This is a genomic window from Streptomyces sp. NPDC022910 (assembly GCF_055561075.1).
Window position 1 is genome coordinate 18,518 of record NZ_JBVHHL010000032.1, and the last position, 22,737, is coordinate 41,254.

The 22,737-nt window shown below is 71.1% G+C and carries 21 protein-coding genes, 1 pseudogene and 1 riboswitch; of the genes and pseudogenes, 14 read left to right on the forward strand and 8 right to left on the reverse strand.

The window, feature by feature from the left end:
* Window positions 1-35: 35 nt before the first annotated feature.
* Window positions 36-806, forward strand: a complete 771-nt coding sequence (cobF, locus tag ACZ3TS_RS26830; protein ID WP_467622608.1) for a precorrin-6A synthase (deacetylating) — start codon at window positions 36-38, stop codon at window positions 804-806.
* Between the two features lie 59 nt (window positions 807-865).
* Here the strand turns inward: cobF and ACZ3TS_RS26835 are convergent, their stop codons facing one another.
* On the reverse strand, window positions 866-1,606 hold the full coding sequence (locus ACZ3TS_RS26835; RefSeq protein ID WP_467622611.1) for a cobalt-precorrin-6A reductase: 741 nt from the start codon (window positions 1,604-1,606) through the stop codon (window positions 866-868).
* Between the two features lie 125 nt (window positions 1,607-1,731).
* On the opposite strand from ACZ3TS_RS26835, the gene ACZ3TS_RS26840 reads away from it, so the two are divergent.
* Entirely contained in the window at window positions 1,732-2,511 is a 780-nt protein-coding gene (locus ACZ3TS_RS26840; protein ID WP_467622614.1) for an HAD-IIA family hydrolase, read from the forward strand.
* 14 nt (window positions 2,512-2,525) lie between these two features.
* Here ACZ3TS_RS26840 and ACZ3TS_RS26845 read toward each other — a convergent pair whose 3' ends face one another.
* A complete protein-coding gene (locus tag ACZ3TS_RS26845) occupies window positions 2,526-3,299 on the reverse strand; it encodes a sulfite exporter TauE/SafE family protein (RefSeq protein ID WP_467622617.1) in 774 nt (257 codons plus the stop codon).
* A gap of 58 nt (window positions 3,300-3,357) precedes the next feature.
* Entirely contained in the window at window positions 3,358-4,551 is a 1,194-nt protein-coding gene (locus ACZ3TS_RS26850; RefSeq protein ID WP_467622622.1) for a thiolase family protein, read from the reverse strand.
* Between the two features lie 151 nt (window positions 4,552-4,702).
* Between ACZ3TS_RS26850 and ACZ3TS_RS26855 the strand changes: the two genes are divergently transcribed.
* The 10 genes and pseudogenes from ACZ3TS_RS26855 to ACZ3TS_RS26900 all read left to right on the forward strand — a co-directional run bounded on the left by ACZ3TS_RS26855 (window position 4,703) and on the right by ACZ3TS_RS26900 (window position 13,242).
* Window positions 4,703-4,963 (forward strand): WhiB family transcriptional regulator, encoded by a 261-nt coding sequence (locus tag ACZ3TS_RS26855; RefSeq protein ID WP_467622625.1) that lies wholly within the window; start codon window positions 4,703-4,705, stop codon window positions 4,961-4,963.
* The gene (locus ACZ3TS_RS26860; protein WP_467622628.1) at window positions 4,960-5,442 is read left to right on the forward strand and encodes a Dps family protein; all 483 of its coding nucleotides are present in this window, start codon (window positions 4,960-4,962) and stop codon (window positions 5,440-5,442) included. The genes ACZ3TS_RS26855 and ACZ3TS_RS26860 overlap by 4 nt, the downstream gene beginning before the upstream one ends.
* Before the next feature lie 48 nt (window positions 5,443-5,490).
* Window positions 5,491-5,829, forward strand: a complete 339-nt coding sequence (locus ACZ3TS_RS26865; RefSeq protein WP_467622630.1) for a DUF3140 domain-containing protein — start codon at window positions 5,491-5,493, stop codon at window positions 5,827-5,829.
* 7 nt (window positions 5,830-5,836) lie between these two features.
* Window positions 5,837-6,493, forward strand: coding sequence for an HhH-GDP family DNA glycosylase (locus tag ACZ3TS_RS26870; protein ID WP_467622633.1), 657 nt, complete (start codon window positions 5,837-5,839; stop codon window positions 6,491-6,493).
* Between the two features lie 162 nt (window positions 6,494-6,655).
* Window positions 6,656-7,129, forward strand: a pseudogene (locus ACZ3TS_RS26875) (jacalin-like lectin); the annotation flags it as partial.
* A 91-nt stretch (window positions 7,130-7,220) separates the two neighbouring features.
* A riboswitch (TPP riboswitch) is annotated at window positions 7,221-7,315 on the forward strand.
* On the forward strand, window positions 7,307-8,701 hold the full coding sequence (locus ACZ3TS_RS26880; RefSeq protein WP_467622635.1) for a purine-cytosine permease family protein: 1,395 nt from the start codon (window positions 7,307-7,309) through the stop codon (window positions 8,699-8,701). Its footprint overlaps the riboswitch before it by 9 nt.
* Window positions 8,698-9,495, forward strand: coding sequence for a bifunctional hydroxymethylpyrimidine kinase/phosphomethylpyrimidine kinase (gene thiD, locus ACZ3TS_RS26885; RefSeq protein WP_467622638.1), 798 nt, complete (start codon window positions 8,698-8,700; stop codon window positions 9,493-9,495). The genes ACZ3TS_RS26880 and thiD overlap by 4 nt, the downstream gene beginning before the upstream one ends.
* Window positions 9,496-9,595: 100 nt before the next feature.
* Window positions 9,596-10,852: an SLC13 family permease gene (locus tag ACZ3TS_RS26890; RefSeq protein WP_467622749.1), complete on the forward strand. Its 1,257-nt coding sequence runs from the start codon at window positions 9,596-9,598 to the stop codon at window positions 10,850-10,852.
* A gap of 169 nt (window positions 10,853-11,021) precedes the next feature.
* Window positions 11,022-12,461 carry an NADP-dependent phosphogluconate dehydrogenase gene (gene gndA / locus ACZ3TS_RS26895; protein WP_467622640.1) on the forward strand — a complete coding sequence of 480 codons (1,440 nt, stop codon included), beginning with the start codon at window positions 11,022-11,024 and terminating at the stop codon, window positions 12,459-12,461.
* A gap of 97 nt (window positions 12,462-12,558) precedes the next feature.
* Window positions 12,559-13,242, forward strand: a complete 684-nt coding sequence (locus ACZ3TS_RS26900) for a hypothetical protein (protein WP_467622642.1) — start codon at window positions 12,559-12,561, stop codon at window positions 13,240-13,242.
* On the opposite strand, the gene ACZ3TS_RS26905 is transcribed toward ACZ3TS_RS26900, so the two are convergent.
* The 5 genes from ACZ3TS_RS26905 to ACZ3TS_RS26925 are packed head-to-tail and all read right to left on the reverse strand — an operon-like array spanning window position 13,232 to window position 19,511.
* On the reverse strand, window positions 13,232-14,179 hold the full coding sequence (locus ACZ3TS_RS26905; protein WP_467622752.1) for an ROK family protein: 948 nt from the start codon (window positions 14,177-14,179) through the stop codon (window positions 13,232-13,234). The two genes, ACZ3TS_RS26900 and ACZ3TS_RS26905, sit on opposite strands and share 11 nt — an antisense overlap.
* Before the next feature lie 8 nt (window positions 14,180-14,187).
* Window positions 14,188-15,858, reverse strand: a complete 1,671-nt coding sequence (locus ACZ3TS_RS26910) for a dipeptide ABC transporter ATP-binding protein (protein ID WP_467622644.1) — start codon at window positions 15,856-15,858, stop codon at window positions 14,188-14,190.
* Window positions 15,855-16,733 carry an ABC transporter permease gene (locus tag ACZ3TS_RS26915; RefSeq protein ID WP_467622647.1) on the reverse strand — a complete coding sequence of 293 codons (879 nt, stop codon included), beginning with the start codon at window positions 16,731-16,733 and terminating at the stop codon, window positions 15,855-15,857. The genes ACZ3TS_RS26910 and ACZ3TS_RS26915 overlap by 4 nt, the downstream gene beginning before the upstream one ends.
* The gene (locus ACZ3TS_RS26920) at window positions 16,730-17,689 is read right to left on the reverse strand and encodes an ABC transporter permease (protein WP_467622649.1); all 960 of its coding nucleotides are present in this window, start codon (window positions 17,687-17,689) and stop codon (window positions 16,730-16,732) included. Before ACZ3TS_RS26920 ends, ACZ3TS_RS26915 begins: the two co-directional genes overlap by 4 nt.
* A gap of 10 nt (window positions 17,690-17,699) precedes the next feature.
* The gene (locus ACZ3TS_RS26925; RefSeq protein ID WP_467622755.1) at window positions 17,700-19,511 is read right to left on the reverse strand and encodes a peptide ABC transporter substrate-binding protein; all 1,812 of its coding nucleotides are present in this window, start codon (window positions 19,509-19,511) and stop codon (window positions 17,700-17,702) included.
* A gap of 201 nt (window positions 19,512-19,712) precedes the next feature.
* Here ACZ3TS_RS26925 and ACZ3TS_RS26930 point away from each other — a divergent pair, with 201 nt between their 5' ends.
* Window positions 19,713-20,906 (forward strand): ROK family transcriptional regulator, encoded by a 1,194-nt coding sequence (locus ACZ3TS_RS26930; RefSeq protein ID WP_467622652.1) that lies wholly within the window; start codon window positions 19,713-19,715, stop codon window positions 20,904-20,906.
* Between the two features lie 14 nt (window positions 20,907-20,920).
* Window positions 20,921-22,429, forward strand: a complete 1,509-nt coding sequence (locus ACZ3TS_RS26935) for a M81 family metallopeptidase (RefSeq protein ID WP_467622655.1) — start codon at window positions 20,921-20,923, stop codon at window positions 22,427-22,429.
* The last annotated feature ends 308 nt before the right edge of the window (window positions 22,430-22,737 follow it).

Consider the following 22,737-nt stretch of genomic DNA (forward strand, 5'->3'; position numbering starts at 1 on the left):
CGCGGGCTGTCGGAGGCGTACGGCAGACTCGGGACGTGCGAAAGATTCATGTCATCGGCATCGGAGCGGGCGATCCCGACCAGCTGACCCTGCAGGCGGTCAAGGCGCTGAAGAGCACGGACGTGTTCTTCATCCTCGACAAGGGCGAGGTGAAGTCGGACCTGGTCCAGCTGCGCCGCGACATCCTCGACGCACACATACCGGAGGGGACGTACCGTCTCGTCGAGGCGCGCGACCCCGACCGTGACCGGTCCGCGGGCGGCGCCGCCTACTCCCCTGCCGTCGACGACTGGCGATCGGCGCGTGCCGGGATCTACGAACGGCTGATCGTGGAGGAGTTGGGCGAGGACGAGAGCGGTGCGTTCCTGGTGTGGGGCGATCCCTCCCTGTACGACAGCACCCTGGGCATCCTGGAGGAGGTCCTGGACCGGGGCGTGGTCTCGTTCTCGTACGACGTCGTCCCGGGCATCAGCAGCGTCTCGGCGCTGGTCGCGAAGCACCGCACGGGGCTCAACCGGGTCGCCCGCCCCGTCCAGATCACCACGGGCCGCCGCCTCGCCGAGGGCTTCCCGGACGGGGTCGACGACGTGGTCGTCATGCTCGACGCCCACCAGACCTTCCGGCAGTACGCGGACCAGGACATCGACATCTACTGGGGCGCCTACATCGGCACACCGGACGAGATCCTCGCCTCCGGCCCTCTCGCCGAGACGGCAGAGCACATCGAGCGACTGCGCGCGGAGGCGCGGGAACGCAAGGGATGGATCATGGACACCTATCTGCTGCGCAGGCGCCCGCAGGGGTAGCGGGAGCGGCCGGACGTGTGGGCCGCTCGTTCAGTCGGGGTACCGCGCGGTCCCGGCGGTCACCAGAGCCCCAGCCGTGACAGCGCTCCGGGTACGTCCGGCACCGCGATCACGCCCTTCGGCAGGGGTGGGCGACGGACGACCACCACCGGGAGTCCGAGGTCTCGCGCCGCCGTGAGTTTGGCCGCCGTCGCCGCTCCTCCGCTGTCCTTCGTCACGAGCACATCGACGCGGTGCTCGCGCAGCAGCGCGGTCTCGTCCTCGACCGTGAACGGCCCGCGAGCCAGCAGCACTGCGGTGTCCGGTGGCATGGGGGGCTCGGGCGGCTCCACCGACCGTAGGACGAAGTGGAGGTCCGACAGGTGAGCGAAGGCCGCGAGACCCAGTCGGCCGGTGGTGAGGAACACGCGTCGGCCGAGCGGCGGAAGCAGGTCGGCCGCGTCGGCGGGGGAGGCCGCCCCGTGCCAGCGGTCGCCGGGGACCGGGTCCCAGCCGGGCCGGCGCAGCACCACCGTGGGGACACCGGTGGCCGCCGCGGCCCGCGCCGCGTTCGCCGTGATGCCTGCGGCAAACGGATGCGTGGCGTCGACCACCGCGTCCACCCGGTGTTCGCGGAGCCAGGCGGCCAGCCCCTCCGCACCGCCGAAGCCGCCGAGGCGTACGTCCCCGTCGAGCGCGCCCGGCCGGGAGACCCGCCCCGCCAGGGACGTGGTCACCCGGACCCCGGGCCGGGAGACGAGCGCGACGGCGAGTTCGCGTGCCTCGGTGGTACCGCCGAGGACCAGGACGTGCGGGGACATGATGCCGAGGGTACGGGGGCGGCCGTCCCTCCGCCCGGAGGACCGGCGGCAGAGGTCGAGAGGACGGTCACGCCTGTCCCCCAGACCGAAAGGCGGTCCGGCACCGTGCTCGTTATCGTCCTGGCATGGATTCAGTGCGTGCGCTGCTCATCGACATCGACGGGGTCCTCACCGTCTCGTGGCAGCCACTGCCGGGCGCGGTCGAGGCGCTGCGACAGATCCGAGACTCCGGTCTCGCCGTCGCCCTGCTGACCAACACGACGTCCCGCACCCGCGCGTCGATCGCCGAGACCCTCTCCGCCGCGGGCTTTCCCGTGGCTGCGGAGGACATCCTGACCGCGCCCGCGGTCACCGCCGCTCATCTGGCCGACCGCTGCCCTGGGGCGCGCTGCTGGCTGCTCAACAGCGGCGACATCAGGGAGGACCTCGTCGGACTCTCGTTCGTGGACGACGCGGACACCACCCCGGACGTCGTGATCCTCGGCGGCGCCGGTCCCGAGTTCGACTACACGGCGCTGAACCGCGCTTTCGGCCACCTCCAGCGCGGTGCGCGGCTGGTCGCCATGCACCGCAACCTGTACTGGCGCACCGACCGCGGGCTGCAGCTCGACTCGGGGGCGTTCCTGCTCGGGCTCGAGAAGGCCGCCCACTTGGAAGCCGAGGTGACCGGCAAGCCGTCGCCCGCGTTCTTCGAGGCGGCCCTGGCCCATCTCGGGGTCGGCGCCGGTCAGGCGCTCATGGTCGGCGACGACATCGAGTCCGACGTCCTCGCGGCCCAGCGCGCCGGGATCACGGGGGTTCTCGTCAAGACCGGCAAGTATCTGCCGGAGACCCACCGGGCAGCGAGCGGCGCCCCCGATCACGTCCTCGACTCCTTCGCGGACCTCCCCGCGCTGCTCCGGTAGTCCGCCGGCCGCGCTCAGCGCAGCAGCAGCTGGACGGCGCCCACGACCGTCGCCGCGATCACCAACTGCTCGAACAGCCGCTGGTTGATCCTGTGCGCCGCCCACTTGCCGATGAACGCGCCCGGCACCACGAACACCGCGAGCGCCGCGTCCAGCAGCAGTGAGCGGCCGTCGATGAGACCGAGGCCCGCACTGAAAGGCACCTTGGAGACATTCACGATCAGGAAGAAGAAGGCGGAGGTGCCGAGGAAGCCGAGTTTGCGGAATCCGGCGGACAGGAGATACATCGACATCACCGGGCCGCCCGCGTTCGCCACCATCGTGGTGAAGCCGCCGAGGGCGCCGTACGAGCGGGCCTTGGCGCGGTCGGCGCGCGTGGTCACCGAGTCGGGTTCCTCGTTCTGGCCGGCGCTCCGGCGCCGCCACAGCGTGACCGCTGCCATCAGCAGCAGGATCGCGCCGATCGACGTCCGCACGATCCCGTCGTCGGCCCACACCAGGAACAGTGTGCCGAGGACCACACCCGCGGCGACCGCCGGGAACAGCCGCCACAACGTGGGCCAGTGGGCGTGCCGCCGGTAGGTGAGGACGGCGAGGACGTCACCGACGATCAGGACCGGCAGCAGGATGCCGGTCGAGGCGCGGGCCGGCAGGACGGCGGCGAAGATGGCGAGGCTGACCGTGTTGGCACCGCTCACGGCCGTCTTGGAGAAGCCGACGAGCAGCGCCGCGAAGGCCAGCGCGGCGAACCCCCACAGGGAGATGTCCCAGAGCGTCATCGTGTTCATGCGGGGACCGATGGTATGCCCACGCATGTGATCGCGTAAGGAGTGTCTCGCCAGGTGGCTACGGCTGGTGGCGTTCGACGAGCACGGAACTGCCCTGCCCGACGCCCACGCACATGGTGGCGAGGCCGCGGGCCGCGCCGGTGCGGCGCATGCGGTGGAGCAGGGTCGTCAGGATGCGTGCGCCCGAGCAGCCGAGCGGGTGGCCGAGGGCGATGGCACCGCCGGTCGGGTTGACCAGCTCGGGGTCGATGCCGAGGCGGTCGACGCAGGCGAGGGCCTGGGCCGCGAACGCCTCGTTGAACTCGGCCTCCTGGATGTCGCCGATCGTCCAGCCGACCCGTGCGAGCGCCTTCTCGGTGGCGGGGACGGGGCCGATGCCCATGATGTCCGGGTGGACGCCTGCCGAGGCACCCGCGACGTACCGGCCGAGGGATTCGAGGCCCAGCTCGTCCAGGGCCTCCTCGCTCACGAGGAGGAGTCCGGCCGCGCCGTCGTTCATGGGCGATGCGTTGCCCGCGGTGACGGTGCCGCCCGCGCGGAACACCGGCTTGAGGCGGGCGAGCTTCTCGTACGACGTGTCCTCGCGCACGCCTTCGTCGACGGTGACGACGACGCCGTCCGGCCTGGACACGGGCAGGAGTTCGGCGTCGAAACACCCGTTCTTGCGGGCATCCGCGGCACGACGGTGGCTGCGTAGCGCGAAGTCGTCCTGGCGCTCACGCGAAATGCCGTACCGCTCGGCGACCTCCTCGGCGGTCTCGCCCATGGACAGCAGGCCGTGGAGGTCCTTCATCGCCGGGTTGACCAGGCGCCAGCCGAGGCGGGTGTCGGCGGTCTCGATGCGGTGCGGCAGGGCCTCGTCGGGGCGGGGCAGCACGAACGGTGCGCGGCTCATGGACTCCGAGCCGCCCGCGAGCACGATGTCGGCCTCGCCCGCGGCGATGGTACGGGCCGCCGTCGTGACCGCCTCCAGGCCGGAGGCGCACAGCCGGTTGACCGTGGCACCCGGAACGGACTCGGGCAGCCCGGCGAGCAGGGCCGCCATACGGGCGACGTTGCGGTTGTCCTCGCCGGCCTGGTTGGCGGCGCCCCAGTAGACGTCGTCGATGCGGGCCGGGTCGAGCGCGGGCACGTCGGCGACCAGGCCGCGGATCACGCCCGCCGCGAGGTCGTCGGGCCGTACGGAGGAAAGGGCGCCGCGCAGCCGGCCGATCGGGGTGCGGCGGGCTGCCGCGAAGTGGACGGTACGCACGACGGAACTCCTGAGCGCCCTCGACGATAATTAGCACTGCTAGTTTTGGACTATAGACCGCCGGACGACCTCTCTGGAAGATCCCCGGCCGCCGTGCGAGGCCTGCTTGTCTCCGGGTTTCACCCCATCCGTCCCGGGCACCCGGGCGCGCATGGAGTGGTTGCGGCACGCGGCGTGCGTGGATGAGGACCCTGAGCTGTTCTTCCCCGTCGGGACGACGGGGCCGGCCCTGGTGGAGGCCGCCGGCGCCAAGCGGGTGTGCCGCCGCTGTCCGGTGATCGCCGAGTGCCTGGCCTGGGCCCTGCACACCGGACAGACGGCAGGTGTGTGGGGCGGCACCGATGAGAAGGAGCGCGCCGCACTGCTCCGGACCACGAGGAACCGACCGACGACAAGGAGAAGCACACGATGACCGTGGTGCACAGCACCCTGCCCGAGGCCGCACGGCGGGTCACCGGCAACGCCCTGCAGGAGACCCTGGTTGATCTGCTCGGTCTCTCCCTCATCGGGAAGCAGGCCCACTGGAACATCGTCGGACCGAGGTTCCGCTCGATCCACCTGCAGCTCGACGAGGTGGTGACCACGGCACGCTCGTACGCGGACACCGTGGCCGAGCGGGCGGCCGCGCTCGGCGTCCCGCCGGACGGACGGCCGGAGACCGTGTCCTCCGCCTTCGGCCTGCCGGGCGCGAAGGAGGGCTGGCTGCGCGACAACGAGGTCGTGGGGCTGATGGTGGAGTCGTTGGAGACCGCGATCGGTCGGCTGCGCAAGCGGATCGAGGACACCGAGAAGCCCGATCCGGTCACCCAGGACCTGCTGATCGGGCTCACCGCGGAGCTGGAGAAGCAGCGCTGGATGTTCGAGGCCGAGAACTGGCCGCGTAAGGACTGAAGTACACGGAGAGCGGAGCGGAACCACCGAGGGCGAGAGGAGTACGCCATGACCGACGCCCTGGAGCTGGACGCGTTGTGGGACGAGTTCCACCACGTGGTGAACATGACCTCCACGGAACTCGCGGCCTGGCTGCGGGTCCAGGACGCCGACGAGGACACCGAGCCGCTGCCCGACCAGGCCGGCCCCCCGACGGGGCGGCACCTGCTGGCGATCCTGCAGAAGCGGCGCATGGACCTCACCGACGACGACATCCGGGTGATGCGCGAGGTCGTGGAGACCGTCACGGCCCGGCAAGACCTGGAGAACGAACCCGAGGCCGAGGACGACGAGCGCCGCCACCAGTTGATGACACTCGGCCACGACCCGCTCAAACCGCCGCGGTGATGTCACCGTGAACCGCGAAGAGCGCGCGGCCCGCGTCCTCGAAGAACTCGTCAAGGAGCATGGCCGCACCTACGCCGAAGAGGCGGGCATCCGGCTCAAGGACGCGCCGCAGCCGCTCTACCGGCTGCTGCTCATGGCCATGCTCCTCAGCGCCCGCATCCGCACGTCGATCGCCCTGGCCACGGTGCGGGCGCTCCACGAGGCGGGCCTGCGGGATCCTCGTCGCATGGCCGAGGCGGACTGGCAGGAGCGTGTCGACGCGCTGGGGCGGGGCGGCTACCGGCGCTACGACGAGCGGACGGCGACCCAACTCGGCGACGGCGCGGAGCTGCTGCTGGAGCGATGGGGAGGCGACCTGCGGCGCATGCGGAAGGAGGCCGACGAGGACGTCTCCGCTCTGCACGGGCTGCTGCAGGAGATACCGGGGATGGGTCCGGCCGGCGCCGACATCTTCCTGCGCGAGGTGCAGCGGGTCTGGCCGGAGGTGGCGCCCTTTGTGGACGCCAAGGCCCTCTCCGGAGCGGAACGGCTCGGGCTGCCCAAGGACCCGGAGAAGCTGGTGGAACTCGCCAAAAGCACCGAACCGGCCGTACTGGCAGCCGCGTTGGTGCGGGCCGCCCTGGACAAGAAGGTGGCGGAGGACGTGCGGAAACGCGCCGAGTGACGGCAGTCGGGCAACGGCGGTCGCGGCCACCTCTGCCATCGGCCCCGACGGCGGTCGCGGCGGACGCTGCGGCGACCACCAGATGAAGTTTCGCCCGAACGGCAGAAAGCGCGTTCATCCACAGAGTTCGCCGCTAGGTTTTGTCATGCGCGCAACACCCCCGACCACGACCCGATCACCGCGACGTTCAGCTGGGCGCGCAACTCCGCCTTCCAGCTCAGCGACCAGTTCGGCGGGCCGCACGGCGACTACTACAACGACATCGACAGCGTCCCGGCGGCCGCCCGTGCCACGGTGATATCGCTGCGCAGCGGCTCCCGCGTCGACCGGATCGGCCTGACCCTGAGCAACGGCACCACGCTCGCCCACGGCGGCACCGGCGGTACGGCGTCGTCGCTCACGCTGGGCAGCGGCGAGTACGTGACGAGCGCGCAGCTCTGTGAAGGCCAGTACAGCGGCCGCACGAGGATCTTCTACGCGAAGTTCACGACCAGTCTCGGCCACAGTCTGGCCGGCGGAACCACGACGTCCGACTGCGTGACGCGCACGGCGCCCTCCAGCTGGCAGATCGCCGGATTCCACGGACGCTCCGGCGACGAGGCCGACAAGATCGGCTTCATCTACACCAGGCGCTGACGCGCCACGGCAGCGGGGAAGGGCCGCTGACCCATGTCGGGCAGCGGCCCTTCGTATGGCGCATCGCAGGGCTCGGGTTAGTCTTGCGGCCGTACCTGACACGGGGTGCCCCACCTGCGGGCTGAGATCACACCCGTTGAACCTGAACCAGTTCGTACTGGCGGAGGGATGTCTTTCATGCCATTGGCGCATGTATCCGGTGGGCTGCCCGCCGACGGCCGACGGGGCGTCTTCGACGGACGGATGCCCACCGCTCCCGGTGACCTCAGGGTCGAGGGGCACGGCATCGAACCGGTGCCGGAGAACAATCGCTACGGCGGCGCGGGCCGGCTGTTCACCGTGTGGTTCGCCCCGAACCTGACCATGACCGGTGTGTTCACCGGGACCATCGGCATTTCTCTCGGCCTCGACTTCACCACCGCGCTCGCCGCCGTCGTCCTGGGCACGGTGCTCGGTGCGGTGCCCACCGCCTATATGGGCACCTGGGGCAGCCGTACCGGCGCCGGTCAGCTCCCTCTGGCCCGGCTCGCGTTCGGGCGTGCGGTGGTGCTGCCCGGGGTGCTGCAGTGGCTGTCGTCGGTCGCCTGGGACGCGCTGATCGGACTGTTCGGCGGGGACGCGCTGGCGCGGCTGTGCGGCTGGCCGTTCTGGCTGGGCGTCCTGGTCATGATGCTGGGGCAGGGTGCCCTCGGGGTCCTCGGCTACGAGGCGATCCACCGGCTCCAGATCGTCATGACCTTCGTGCTCGCGGCCGCCTTCGCCCTGATCGCCGTGCGCATGCCGGAGGGCGTCCACCTCGCCACGGCGGGCAGCGCGCACGGTGCCGACCGGGTGGGCGCGTTCGTGCTGACCAGCACCATCGCGCTCAGTCTGGCGCTGTCCTGGGCCCCGTACGCCAGCGACTTCAGCCGCTATCTGCCGCGCGCCACCTCACGGTCCCGGATGTTCTGGTGCACGCTGCTCGGTCTCGTGGTGTCCTTCGTGGCCGTGCAGATCCTGGGTCTGTGGGGCGCTTCGGTGCTCACCGACCAGACGGCCGCGGGGGTGGACGAACTGCTGGGCGGGGGCACAGCGGGCGCGTTCGGGCTGCTGGCCGTGGCGCTGGCGGCGTTGTGCAGCAACGCCATGAACGACTACAGCGGGTCCCTGGCGCTGCAGACCGTCGGCGTGCGCGTGCCGCGTCCGGCGGCCGCGGCACTCGCCGCGGTGCTCGGCTTTCCGCTGGTGCTGTGGATGCACGCGGCCGACACCACGGCCCGCTTCCAGAACGTGCTGCTGTTCGTGGGCTACTGGATCCCCGGGTTCGTGGCGATCGTGGTCGTCGACTGGCTCGTGCGGCGCGGTTCCGTCACCGATCTGGCCGCAGCGACGGCCCGGCCGCGCTCCGTGTGGCCGCCGCTGCTGGCGTTCACCGGCGCCTTCGCCGCGGCGGTGCCCTTCATGGACACCGGCCTGTACGCGGGCCCGGTCGCCCACGCGCTGCACGGCGCGGACGTCTCGTACTACGTGGCGTTCCTGGTGGCCCTCGCCGTCTACGCCCCACTGCGTGTCCGAGAGGAGGGGCGGGCATGACCGCGCCGCCGCGCGTCCTGACGATCGCCGGGTCCGACTCCGGGGGCGGCGCCGGTATACAGGCCGACCTGAAGACCATGCTGGCGCTCGGCGCCCACGGGATGAGCGTCGTCACCGCGGTCACGGCGCAGAATTCCGTCGGTGTGCAGGGCGCCTGGGAGCTGCCCGTGGAGGCGGTGCGCGCCCAGTACCGCAGCGTCGTCGACGACATCGGCGTCCAGGCGGTCAAGACCGGCATGCTCGCCTCGCCCGCGCTGGTCACGACGGTGTCCGAACTGCTCGCGGACGTGGCGGCCCCGGTCGTCGTGGACCCGGTGAGCGTCTCCAAGCACGGCGACCGGCTGCTCGCCGACGACGCGCTGGAGGCCGTACGGACCCGGCTGCTGCCGCGGGCCACGGTGACCACGCCGAACCTGGACGAGGTCGCCGAGCTGACCGGCATCACGGTGACCGACGAGCCGGGCATGCGCCGTGCGGCCGCGCGGCTGCTGTCGTACGGGCCCAGATGGGTGCTCGTGAAAGGCGGTCATCTCTCCGGTGAGGCCGTTGACCTGCTGACCGACGGCCACGAGGAACACTGGCTGCGCGCTCCGCGCCACGACACCCGTCACACCCACGGCACGGGCTGCACCCTCGCCTCGGCCGTCGCCGTCGGGCTCGCGCAGGGCCTCGCGGTGCCGGAGGCGGTGCGGCGGGCCAAGGACTACGTCACGTCGGCGATCGCGGCGGGCTTCGCGCTGGGCGCCGGCATAGGGCCGGTGGACCACGGGTGGGCGCTGCGGGTGCAGGCGTGAAGGGGCACGGAACTTCGTCCGCCGCCTAGAATCGAGGTTTCACCGTCCGGCCTGATGTGATGGAGGGGCACCACCGCACCAGCTCAGGAAGGACCGAGCCCTGAACACCCCGCTCGCCGAGGCTCTCTCCATCGTCCTGCTCGTCGCCGTACTGGCCGCCGCGGTGGTGCGTCCGTTCGGGCTGCCGGAGTCGGCCGTGGCGGTTCCGGCAGCGGGAATCGCCATCGCGACCGGCGCCATCTCCCTGGATCACGCACGGGCCGAGGCCGAGCGCCTGGGCCCCGTGGTCGGCTTTCTGGCGGCCGTCCTGGTGCTGGCCCACTTCTGCGACGTGGAGGGGCTGTTCCGGGCGTGCGGCGCTTGGATGGCGCGATGGGCCGCGGGCAGTACCGGACGGCTGCTGACTGCGGTCTTCGCGCTCGCCTCGGCGATCACCGCGGTGCTCAGCCTGGACGCCACGGTCGTGCTGCTCACGCCCGTGGTGTTCGCCACGGCGGTCCGGATGGGCGCCCGTCCGAAACCCCACCTCTACGCCTGCACCCATCTGTCGAATACGGCGTCCCTCCTGCTGCCGGTCTCCAACCTCACCAACCTGCTCGCGTTCGGTGCGGCCGGGCTGAGCTTCACGCGCTTCGCCGCGCTGATGGCCCTGCCGTGGCTGGTGGCCGTCACCGCCGAGTACGTCGTCTTCCGGCGCTTCTTCCACCACGACCTGGACGCCGGAGCCACGGCCCCGGACCAGGGCGAGCCGCCGCGGCTTCCGCTGTTCGCGCTGGCGACGGTGGCCTGCACACTGGCGGGGTTCGTCATCGCTTCCGCTCTGGGTATCGACCCGGCGTGGTCGGCGCTGGCGGGGGCGCTGGTGCTGGCCGTGCGTGCACTCGTGCGGCGCCGGGCCACCCCGGTCACGGTGCTGCGTGCGGCGGCGCCGTCCTTCCTGGCGTTCGTGCTGGCCCTGGGCATCGTGGTGCGGGCGGTGGTCGACAACGGGCTCGCGGGCGCTCTCGGCCGGGTACTGCCCGACGGGACCACGCTGCCCGCCCTGCTCGGAGCCGCGGCCTTGGCGGCCCTGCTGGCCAACCTGATCAACAACCTGCCGGCCGTCCTGGTTCTGCTGCCGATGGCCGCCGCATCGGGCCCGGGCGCGGTGCTCGCCGTCCTGCTCGGCGTGAACATCGGCCCCAATCTCACCTACGCCGGCTCCCTGGCCACTCTGCTGTGGCGCCGCATCGTCCACCAGCACGAGCACACCGTCGACCTCAAGGAGTTCACCCGGCTCGGAGCGATCGCCGTACCGATCGCGCTGGCGGGCGCGGTGGTGGCGCTGTGGCTGTCCCTCCGCCTCATCGGAGCATGAAACGCCCGCCCGCCCCGGTCGGCGACGGAAGGTCCCGCTGCCTGCGCTGAGCAACTCCCGCCCCGCCGTCCGTACCTGAGCGGGACAGCGGTAGGAGCCGCACCGAGCGACATCCGCTCCGCCCGGGAGACACACGGGCGCGGCGGATCCTGGACCCAAGGAGCACAGCATGCAGGCGACCGCGCAGATCGGCGTCACCGGGCTCGCGGTGATGGGCCGCAACCTGGCCCGGAACTTCGCTCGACACGGGTACACCGTCGCCGTGCACAACCGCACCCCGACCAGAACGAAGACGCTGGTCGAGGAGTTCGGGCACGAGGGCGCGTTCGTGCCCGCCGAGACGGCCGAGGAGTTCGTGGCGGCGCTGGAGCGGCCCCGCCGCCTGATGATCATGGTGCAGGCGGGTGCAGCCACGGATGCCGTGATCGAGGAGTTCGCACCACTCCTGGAACCCGGCGACATGATCATCGACGGCGGCAACGCCCACTTCGCCGACACCCGGCGCCGTGAGCGGTCGCTGCGCGAGCGGGGCATCCACTTCGTCGGCGCGGGGGTCTCAGGCGGCGAGGAGGGCGCGCTGCACGGGCCGAGCGTCATGCCCGGCGGTTCACCGGAGTCGTATGCCTCGCTCGGGCCGATGTTCGAGAAGATCAGCGCAAAGGTGGACGGCGAGCCGTGCACCACCCACGTCGGCACCGACGGCGCCGGGCACTTCGTGAAGATGGTCCACAACGGCATCGAGTACGCCGACATGCAGCTGATCGGCGAGGCGTACGACCTGCTGCGCCAGGTGGCCGGGTTCTCCCCCGCGGCGATCGCCGAGATCTTCCGCGAGTGGAACAAGGGACGCCTCGACTCGTATCTGATCGAGATCACGGCGGAGGTGCTGTCCCATGTGGACGCCGCGACCGGCAATCCGTTCGTGGACGTCGTCGCCGACGCGGCCGGGCAGAAGGGCACCGGGCGCTGGACCGTGCAGACCGCGCTGGAGCTGGGCTCCCCGGTGACCGCCATCGCCCAGGCCACCTTCGCCCGCGCCGCTTCCGGCCAGTCCGCCCTGCGCGCCGCCTACGGGGGCCTGCCCGGCGGCACCAGCTGGGACCTGACCTCCTACGAGGCCGAGCGCTTCACCGCGCAGGTGGAACAGGCCCTGTACGCCTCGAAGGTGATCGCCTACGACCAGGGCTGGAAGATGATCCTGGACGCCGCCGACGAGTTCGGCTGGAAGATCGATCTCGGGTCGGTCGCGAAAATCTGGCGCGGCGGCTGCATCATCCGTGCGGCCTTCCTCGACCACATCCGCGCCGCGTACGCCGCCGATCCGGGTCTGGTCAGCCTGCTGTCCGACGCGGGGTTCGCGGCGGAGATCGCGGACGCCCAGGTGCCGTGGCGCGAGGTGATCGCCACCGCGGCTCGCCGGGGCGTGCCGGTGCCCGCGTTCTCCGCCGCGCTGTCGTACTACGACTCGCTGCGCGCCGACCGCCTGCCGGCCGCGCTCACCCAGGGGCAGCGCGACTACTTCGGCGCCCACACCTATCGGCGCGTCGACCGCGAGGGCAGCTTCCACACGCTCTGGGGCACGGCCGACCGCACGGAGACGGAGGCCTGAGGCCAACCACCACCGGTGCAGGAGCCGGGCTCCCGAGCAGGAGCCCGGCGCTCCCCCTTCGACGGACACTCGGGTACGTCGTACGACACTTACCCCCATGACTGACGTTCCGCAGAAGGCCAAGGTCCCCGCATGGCGGCGGCCGACCGACGGTGAGCACCGCTGGCAGGTTGCCGCGGTCATCGTGCTCATCATCGCCGCACAACTCGCGGAGCCCAGACGGTTCACCATCCACCCCCACTGGCTGCTGCCCGCAGTGGAGGGCGCCTTCCTGGCGGTGCTGCTGCTCAGCAACCCGGGCAGGATCAACCGTGAGTCCGTCGCCCTGCGGGCCGCGTCCCTGACCCTCGCGGCGGTCGCCAGCCTGGCCAACGCGTGGTCCCTGACCCTGCTCATCGCCGCTCTGCTCGCGGGGCACGAGGGGAGCTCAGCGGGCCCGCTGCTCCTCGTCGCCGCCGGTATCTGGGGCACCAACGTCGTGGTCTTCGCCCTGTGGTACTGGGAGTTCGACCGCGGCGGTCCCGTCGCACGGGCACACGCCCACCGCGCCCATCCCGACTTCCTCTTCCCCCAGATGCAGGCGCAGGAGTTGGTCAGCCGTAACTGGGAGCCGGCCTTTTTCGACTACTTGTACGTCTCCTACACCAACGCGACCGCCTTCAGCCCCACCGACACCATGCCCATGTCTCGGTGGGCCAAGCTGCTGATGCTCATGCAATCGGCCGTCTCCATCGTCACGGTCGTCCTGGTCGTGGCGCGCGCGGTGAACATCATGCGCTGACGTCCAGTACCGCCCGTGCCCGGGCCGCAGCGCCGAGGGCCACCGCGTCGCCGCCCAGGCGGGACGGCAGAGCGCGGACAGGGTGGCCGCTGACGGGAGGTTCGGCGACCAGAGCCTTATGGAGGACCGGTTCGAGCAAAGGCCAGGACCCGCTGACGCCGCCGCCGATCACGAAGGTCGAGACGTCCAGCAGGCCGGCCGTGAGCAGGATCGCGCGGGCGACGGCCGTCCCTGCGGCCTCATACACGGCGAGCGCGTCCAGGTCGCCCCGCCGTGCCGCCCCGGCGATCTCGCGGGCGGTGGACTCCCGCCCGGTGCGCTCGGCATAGCGCGCGGCGAGGGAGCGGCCGGAGGCCAGGGTCTCCAGGTGGCCTCGGCCGCCGCAGGTGCAGGGCAGGTCTCCGAAGCCGGGCACGTGGCCGATCTCGCCGGCCGCGCCGTGGGGTCCGTCGTAGAGCGCGCCGTCCAGCCACAGCGCTCCGCCGACCCCCGTGCCCAGCGTCATGCCGAGCACGTGTGCCTCGCCCGCGACGGCGCCCCGCGCCACCTCACCACGCAGGAACGCGTTGACGTCGTTGTCCAGGAACGCCGGGACACCGAAAGCCCGTTCGACCGTCGCCGTCACCGGGAAACCGGCCCAGCCGCGGAAGGAGTCGCTGGCCACCAGCACCTTCCCGGCCCGCGCGTCCACGACGCCCGCCGCGCCCACACCGACGCCGAGCAGCCGCGCAGGTGTACGGTCCAGCAGCCGTCGTAGCGCATCGAGCGCGGCGCCGACCATCGCCTCCCCGCCCTCGGCGGCAGGGGTCGGCACCCCCGCGCGGTCGACGACGTCCAGTTCCGGCGAGCACAGGACAGCCTGCGTGGTCGTACCTCCGATGTCGATTCCGGCGACAACAGCGGTCTGATGTCGGGGAGTTCGGCCCGGACCGGGCATCTCGTGCGTCACGCGGTGGCCCCCTGTCCGCCGGCGATCACGGACCCCGGGCGCTCCGTGCGGCGCCGGCGCTGGAGCACCGGATCCGGTACGGGCACGGCGGCGATGAGCCGGCGCGTGTACTCCGTCTCCGGGCGCAGGAGGGTGGTCATGGTCGGTCCCTGCTCCTCGACCCGCCCGGCCCGCAGGACGACGACCCGCTGGGCGAACCGCTGCACCACGGCCAGGTCGTGCGAGACGAACAGGCACGCGAACCCGAGCTCTTTCTGCAGTTCGCCGATGACCTCCAGCACCGTCTTCTGCACACTCACATCGAGCGCGCTGGTCGGCTCGTCCGCCACGAGCAGCCGCGGTTCGAGCACCAGGGCCCGGGCCAGGCTGACCCGCTGCCGCTGTCCCCCGGACAGCTCCCGTGGTCCCCGTCCTGCCAACTCCCCGGACAGCCTGACGAGTTCCAGCACCTCCGCGACCCGCGCCCGCCGCTCCACCGCCGTCATCCCGCGTCGGTGCACGCGCAGCGGCTCTGCCACGCACTCGGCGACACTCATCCGTGCGTCCAACGACGCCACGGGATCCTGGAGCACGACGCCCACCCCGGCCAGCAGTGCGCGGCGCGCGCGTCCCCGGGCCCGGCGCAGGTCCGTGCCGAACAGCGACACCGAGCCGGAGTCCGGCGCCACGAGACCCAGCGCGACCCGGGCCGCCGTCGACTTGCCGGACCCGGACTCGCCGACGAGGCCGACGGTCTCACCGGAGTGGACGGTCAAGGACACCTCCTGAAGTGCCTTGACGCTCCGTCGTCCCCGGCCGAAGTTCACCGAGATGTCCTGGAGCTGGACCACCGGCTCGGCGTCGGCCCGCGCCACCGGCGGCATCTCGTCGTCCTCCGGCCCGGTGACCGCCAGCCGGGGCACCGCCGCCAGCAGCCGCCGGGTGTACTCGTGCGTCGGCCGCAGCAGCACCTCGTCCACTGGACCGGTCTCCACGATCTCGCCGCGCAGCATGACGGCGACCCGGTCGGCGAAGTCGGCGACGACACCCATGTTGTGGGTGACCAGCAGCACGCCGGTGTCGGAGTCGGCGGCCAGCCCCCGCAACAGGTCGAGGATGTCGGCCTGCACGGTGACGTCCAGCGCCGTGGTCGGCTCGTCGGCGACCAGCAGACGGGGCGAGTTGGCGATCGCCATGGCGATGACCACCCGCTGCCGCTGCCCGCCCGACAGCTGGAACGGGAACGCGGACGCCCGCCGCTCCGGCTCCGGAATGCCGACCCGGCGCAGGAGTCCGACCGCCTCGTCGGCGGCCTCCTGGGCGGACACCCGCCGATGGTTGCGTATGACCTCGGCGATCTGCCTGCCGACCCGGGTCAGCGGATCGAGCGCGGTTGCGGGCTCCTGGAAGACCATGGAGGCCGTACGGCCGCGCAGTCGCGCCAGTTCCGCCTCACGGGCGCCGACGACCTGCGTCCCGTCGACCGTCACCCGCCCCGACGCCCGCGCGTTGCCGGGCAGCAGCCCCATCGCCGCGAGCGCAACCGTCGACTTGCCGGACCCTGACTCGCCGACCAGCGCGAGGGTTTCGCCGGGACGCACGTGCAGGGACACGTCGCGCACCGCCGGCACGTCGCCCGTGTCGGTCGCGAAGGTGACCGACAGGCCCTCCATGTTCAGGATGTTCATCCGCGTCCCCTGACGTCGAAGGCGTCGCGCAGCCCGTCGCCGATCGCGTTGAACGCGCATACGACGAGGATGATCGCGAGGCCCGGCGGAACGATCAGCCACCAGCGCCCGGAGTACGCGGCCGTCAGACCGGCCGACAGCATGCCGCCCCAGTCGGTCGACGGCGGCTGGACGCCCAGGCCCAGGTACGACACATAGGCGACGAGCAGGATCGCGTCGGCGACCTGGAACGTCGCCGCGACCACGATCGTCGACACCGAGTTGGGCAGGATGTGCCGCGCGATCGCGCGGCCGTGGGTGCCGCCGATCGCGCGCAGGGTGAGGACGTAGTCCCTGTTCTTGAGCGTGAGTGTTTCCGCCCGCACCAGCCGGGACGGCACCAGCCATGACACCAGCCCCAGGATGACGATCAGCCCGAGGGTGTCCGGGGTGGTGATGGCGGAGACGACCAGCAGGATGAACAGGGCGGGGATGGCGATGCCTGCGTCGACCACCCGCATCATCACCGCGTCCACCCAGCCGCCCGCATAGCCCGCGACCGCGCCCCACAGCGTGCCGATGACGGTCGCCAGGATCCCGGCCGCGAGCCCCACGAGCAGCGAGACCTTCCCGCCGTACATGAGCCGCCCCAGCTCGTCGTGTCCGACGGCGTCCGTGCCCAGCCAATGCTCCCCGCCGGGCGCGAGGTTGACCTGGGTCAGGTCCGTGTGGGTCTGGTCCGTCGAGTACAGCAGCGGGCCGACGAAGCAGAACAGCAGGAAGAGGACGACCACGACGAGCCCGGCGACCGCCAGCCGGTTGCGCGCGAAACGCCGCAGCGAGAGGCGATGACCGGAGGCCAGCTCCAGGGAGGGTGCCTGCACTACCGCGCTCATGTCCGGCCCGCCTTGACTCGGGGATCGACGATCCGCTGTACGACGTCCGCCAGCAGCGTGCCGACGACCGTCGCGACGGAGATGACGAGGACGCAGCCGAGCAGCACCGGATAGTCGGAGGACTGCGCGGCGCTCCAGAACAGAAGCCCCATTCCCGGGTAGTTGAAGAGCTGCTCGACGACGAGCGCGCCGCCGAACAGCACGGGCACGTAGTAACCAAGCATGGCGATCACGGGGGTCAGGGAGTTGCGGAACACGTGCCGCCACAGGATCGCGCGCGGGTGGGAGCCGCCGGCGCGGGCGGTCCGGACGTAGTCCTCGGCGAGGTTTTCCAGCGTGGCGGCCCGCATGTAGCGGCTGAACACGGCGACCATGGAGGCTGCCCCGGTGACGACCGGCAGCACGAGCGCGACGGGGTCCGTGAACACCTGGGCCAGCGTGTCCCCTTGGGGCGCCTGGGAGGGGAACCAGCGCAGGGTCTGGGTGAACACCAGGACCAGGACGAGGCCCAGGAAGTACACCGGCGTCGAGTAGGCGACGAAGCTCAGTGTGGTGACGACGTAGTCCACCGGCTTGTTGCGCCGCACTGCCTGCCACATACCGAGCGGGACCGCCAGCAGGAGGCCGACCAGCGCGGACAGGAGTGTCAGCACCAGGGTCTTCGGCAGGCGCTGTTCGATCAGCCGGGACACCGCCTCGTTCAGGGTGTACGAGGTGCCGAGGTCGCCGTGCAGAAGGGTGCGCAGGTAATAGACGTACTGGACAGGCAGCGGCCGGTCCAGGCCCTGGTCGTGGTTGAACGCGGCGATCTGCTGGGCCGTGGCCTGCGGGCCGAGGATCCCGCGCGCGGGACCCCCGGGCAGCGCGTGCAGCAGGCAGAACACCACGACCGTGACGATCAGGATCACCACGAGGGCCTGGAGTAGCCGCCTGGTCAGATAGAGGAAGGTGTCCATGCGGGCGGCCTCAGTCGGTCCACTTCCACTGCGCCGGGTGGAAGTTGGCGAGTGAGTCCTGCGAGAAGCCTCCCAGGCCGTTCCTGATCACCGAGATCTGGTAGACGGGCTCCGGCAGCCAGATCACCGGCAGGTCCTTGGCGAGGAGTGCGCTGTAGTCCTGGACCGCCTGGTCCGAGGTCGACGTCGTCGAGGCGGAGATGAGCTTGTCGACCTCGGGGTTGGAGTAGTTGCCGAAGTTCGAGCCGCCCTTGCTCTGGAAGAGCGAATCACCGGTCGGGAAGGCGGGGAAATACCAGCTGCCCGCCGTGCCGAAGAAGGACAGCTGCCACTTGCAGATCGCCTGCTTCGCCGTGCACTGCGGAGTCTGCGACAGCACGGAGTTGACCGGAGCGGTCCTGATCGAGAACTTGATCCCGGTCTTCGCGAGCGAGGACTGAATCGCGCTCATCATGTTGTCGGTGACCGTCGAGCCGGACTGCGACAGCACCTGCATCTCGAACTTCGCGCCCCGGCCGACGCCTTCACCGCACTGCGAGGCGCCGGTGCCGGGGTCCGTGCACACCATCACGCCGCCCTGCTCCGTCCAGCCGTGACCGGTGAGCAGCTCTCGGGCCGCCGCGGTGGAGAACGGGTACGGGTTGTTCTTCTGCGTCGGCGAGACGAAGGACGACGATTGCGCCTGCGGGACCGGACCGTACCCGGGCACCGCCGTCCCGTTGAAGATGACCTTCGCCAGGCTCGTCTGGTCGATGGACCGCTGGACCGCCTGGCGGGCGTAGAGCTGCTTGAACACGGCTCCCATCCCCGGGTTGTTGAAGTTGTACGGCATGTACGTGATCGCCCAGCCCGACCACGGCTTCACCGTGTAGCCCTGCGCGGTGAAGCGGTCCTTCTGGTCGAGGTCGCCGGCCTCGATGTAGCCGTAGTCCACGCCACCGGAACGCAGCGCGTTCTTCTCGGCGTCCGCCGTGGTGAAGGGGAGCAGGTTCACCGTCGGGATGGCGGGCTTCTCACCGCCGTCGTACTTCTTGTTGGCGGTGAGGACCACCTTCCCGGCCGTGGAGAACGACTTGACGGCATAGGGACCGCTGATCGTCTTCCACAGGGCGTCCTTCTCGTAACCGGCGATGTTCTTCGCCGCGTTGTTGAGGTACGTCCATACCTGCTTGGCGCCCGCGGCGGTGCGGTCGGCGTCGGAGACCTGGGCCGAGGCGCCGGTCCTGTCCCAGACGTGCTGCGGCAGCGGGATGATGCTCTGCAGCTCGTTGGCCAGCATCCACTGGGAGTTGTAGGCCTTGTCGAAGGCGATCGTGAAGTGGCGGTCGTCGACGGTCTTGAAGGACGTCCAGTTGTCGGGCGCCTTGCCGGGGTTGTAGCCGGCCCACTGCGCCTTGTTCGCCTTGATGAGGTTGAACCAGAACTCGACGTCCCGGGAGGTGACCGGCTTGCCGTCGCTCCAGTGCCGGTCACCAAGGGTGATCGTCACACTCTTGCCGTCGTTCGCGAAGTCGGCGGCGGTGGCGACGGATCCGGCCTTGTTCCAGGCGATCCGGCCGGTCGAGCCGTCGTAAGCGACGAGCGGCTCCCAAAGCGTGTTCGCGATGGAGATGTTGTTGGTGTTGAGATGCGCCGCGGTGCCGATCGGGAGGATCCAGTTCGGGGTGAAGTTCGCGGGCAGCGCGTAGTCGATCGAGTCGCGGGACGCGGAGGACGTGTCGCTCGTCCCGGAGCAGCCCGCGAGCAGCAGCGTGCCCGCGGACAGGGCGGCACCGACGAGGAGTCGCGGACGAGCGGGGGACGTGGCTCTCCTCGGAATCATGGCTGTCCTCTGGGACATGGCTCTCCTCGGAAAAAAGGGGGGAACTGAGGCGGGGTGAAGACAGTCAACGACCCGACTGTTCGAAGAAACAGGCGTGTTCCTGTAAAAAGCCTGTTACTGCCGTTCTGAAAAAAGCGATCCGCCACCATCTGGGGCTTACGCTCGACGCCTCCACCGCCGACGCCGGAAGTAACTTCGTCCATGACTGAAAAAAGTCCGCCGCGACGGAAGAACACCGCGGGCCTCTCCTCGCTGACCGAACGCGTCCTCGAACTCCTCGCCTCCGGCCGGGCGGCGACGCGGACGGAGATCGCAGGGCTGCTCGGCGCGGCGCCGTCGACAGTGTCGTTCACGGTGAGCCAGTTGATGGCCCATGGCCTGGTCGCCGAGGAAGGCACGGTGTCCTCGGCCGGCGGGCGCCCGCGCAAGGTGCTGCGGCTCGGCGGCAGCGACGGCTTCGCGGTGGCGGCCGAACTCGGCGGGCGGCACGCCCGCGTGGGCGTCGTCCTGCCGGGCGGCGGCCTCACCGACGTCTCCACGGTGCCGTTCGCGACCGCCGACGGACCCGAGGCGGCCCTGCCGGGACTGGCAGGGACGCTGGAGGCACTCGCCGAACAGCACGGTCGGCACCTCCTGCGCGGCGTCGGCCTCTCACTGCCCGGTCCGGTGGACGTGGTCTCCGGCGTCGTGACTCTGCCCTCCCGCATGCCCGGCTGGAACCGCTTCCCCGTACGTGCCTGGCTGGAGGACCGGTTCAGCGTGCTGGCCGCTATCGAGAACGACGCCAACTGCATGGCCGTCGGCGAACACACCGTCCAGCCGCCCGAACGCCGGCAGTCGATCATGGTCAAGACGGGCACGGCGATCGGCGCCGGCGTCATCGCCGACGGCCGCCTCTACCGGGGTGGCTCAGGCGCCGCGGGCGAGATCACCCACGTCCGCGTCGAGGCGGCCCACGACATCCCCTGCTCCTGCGGCAACACCGGCTGCCTGGAGACCGTCGCCTCCGGCGCCGCGCTCGTGCGGATCCTGCACCGGCGCGGCCTCGAGGTCACGTCCACCGAGGACGTCGTACGCCTCGCCTCCGACGCCGACCCCGAGGCCACCCGCGCCGTCCGGCAGGCCGGCCGCTACCTCGGCCAGGTACTGGCCGCCAACGTCAACTTCTTCAACCCGGACGCCGTGTACCTCGGCGGCATCCTCTCGACGCTGGAACCCTTCGTCGCCGCCGTACGCAGTCAGCTCTACGAGGGCTGCCATCCCCTCGTGACCGAGCACCTGGTCATCGAGCGGGCCAGCCTCGGCGCCGACGCGGGTCTGGTCGGCGCGGGCCAGTTCGCCCTGCAACGGGCACTGGCGCACGCGCTGCGGGCGGTCACCGGCAACCACTCCTGACATCCGGAGGACTCATGTCACATCCCCGTCCCGTCATCGCGATCGCCGGTCTCGGCATCGAGTCGTCCACCTTCTCCCCGGCCCGCACCACAGCCCTCGCCTTTCACCCTCAACGCGGCGCCGACGTACTCGCCCGCTACCCGTTCCTCGCCCCCGGCACCCCCCTGCGGACGGCCGCCGACTGGCGCGGCGCACTGGTCGGCAAGGCACTGCCGGGCGGCACGGTGACGGCGGCCGCGTTCGCCGACCTCGCGGCCGAACTGCTCGACCGGCTGAAGGCGTTGGGACGCATCGACGGGCTCTGGTACGACATCCACGGCGCGATGACCGTCGAGGGGCTGGACGACGCCGAGGCACTCCTGCTCGCACGCATCCGCGAGACCGTCGGCCCGGACCTACTCGTGTCGACGTCGATGGACCTGCACGGCAACGTCTCGCGCGAACTGGTCCACCGCAGCGACCTGATCACCTGCTACCGCATGGCGCCGCACGAAGACGCCATGGAGACCAAGGAGCGCGCGGCCCGCAACCTGGTCGACCTGCTGGCGAGCGGCGAGCCTCGCCCGGTCAAGGCATGGGTCCCGGTGCCGGTACTGCTGGCCGGAGAGCAGACGTCGACCCGGATCGAGCCCGCGAAGAGCGTGTACGCGGCGGTCGAAGAGGTGGAGGCACTGCCCGGTGTCGTCGACGCGGCGATCTGGGTCGGGTACGCCTGGGCGGACGAGCCGCGCAACCGGGCCGCGGTGGTCGTCACCGGGCAGGATACGGACGCGGTCACGAAGGGTGCCGAGCGGCTGGCCCGCGCATTCTGGGACGCGCGGCGCGACTTCGCCTTCGTCGCCCCGACCGGCACGCTCGACGAATCCCTCGACGAGGCGCTGGCGTCCACCGCCCGCCCGTACTTCATCAGCGACACCGGCGACAACCCGACCGCGGGCGGCGCCGGAGACGTCACCTGGAGCCTCGAACAGGTGCTGTCCCGCCCTGAGTTCAAGGAGCCGTCCGGGCCGGTCGTCATCTACGCCTCCCTGCCGGGCCCTTCCGCCGTCGACACGGCGGTGCGGGCGGGGGTCGGCGCGACCGTCACCGTTACCGCGGGCGCCGAGGTGGACGACCGGCACGCCGGACCGCTCACCCTGACGGGCGTGGTCCACGCGGTCCGGCACGGCGACCGGGACGCGCAGACGGAAGTGGTGCTGCGGGTGGGGAGCGTGTACGTGATCCTGACCCGGCTGCGGAAGCCGTACCACTACGAACACGATTTCACGCGGCTGGAGTTGGCCCCACGGGAGGCGGACGTCGTCATCGTGAAGATCGGCTACCTGGAGCCCGAGCTGTACGCGATGGCCGCCGGCTGGAAGATGGCCCTCACGCCGGGAGGGGTCGACCAGGACCTCGTGAGGCTCGGCCATCACCGCATCCGTCGGCCGATGTTCCCCTTCGACCCCGACATGCCCGACACGGACCTCCGCGCCCGGCTGATTGCGTCTTCGAACGAGCCGCTCACCGGGGCCGACGAGTAAGCCCGATGCATGCTCGCGGATGTAGCACGCCAGCACCTCGGCGTGCTCGGCCGGCGCCAGGGAGAGCCCCGTTTCCCCGGGCGCCGGTCAGGGGCTCCTCGGCGCAGGATCCCCGTCGTCCACGCCGGCTTCCGCCGCCATCGCGTCAACGCAGTCTTCGACCGTGGCCGAGACCGAGCTGATGCGGCTTTCCGACGTGCCGCTGCACGATCCGTTCATCGTCGCCGGCCCCTCGCGGGTTCCGGGGCACGAGAGTCACACCGGCATTGACGCGCGCGGTCGCGACCTCGACCGTGTGCTTGCGCCCG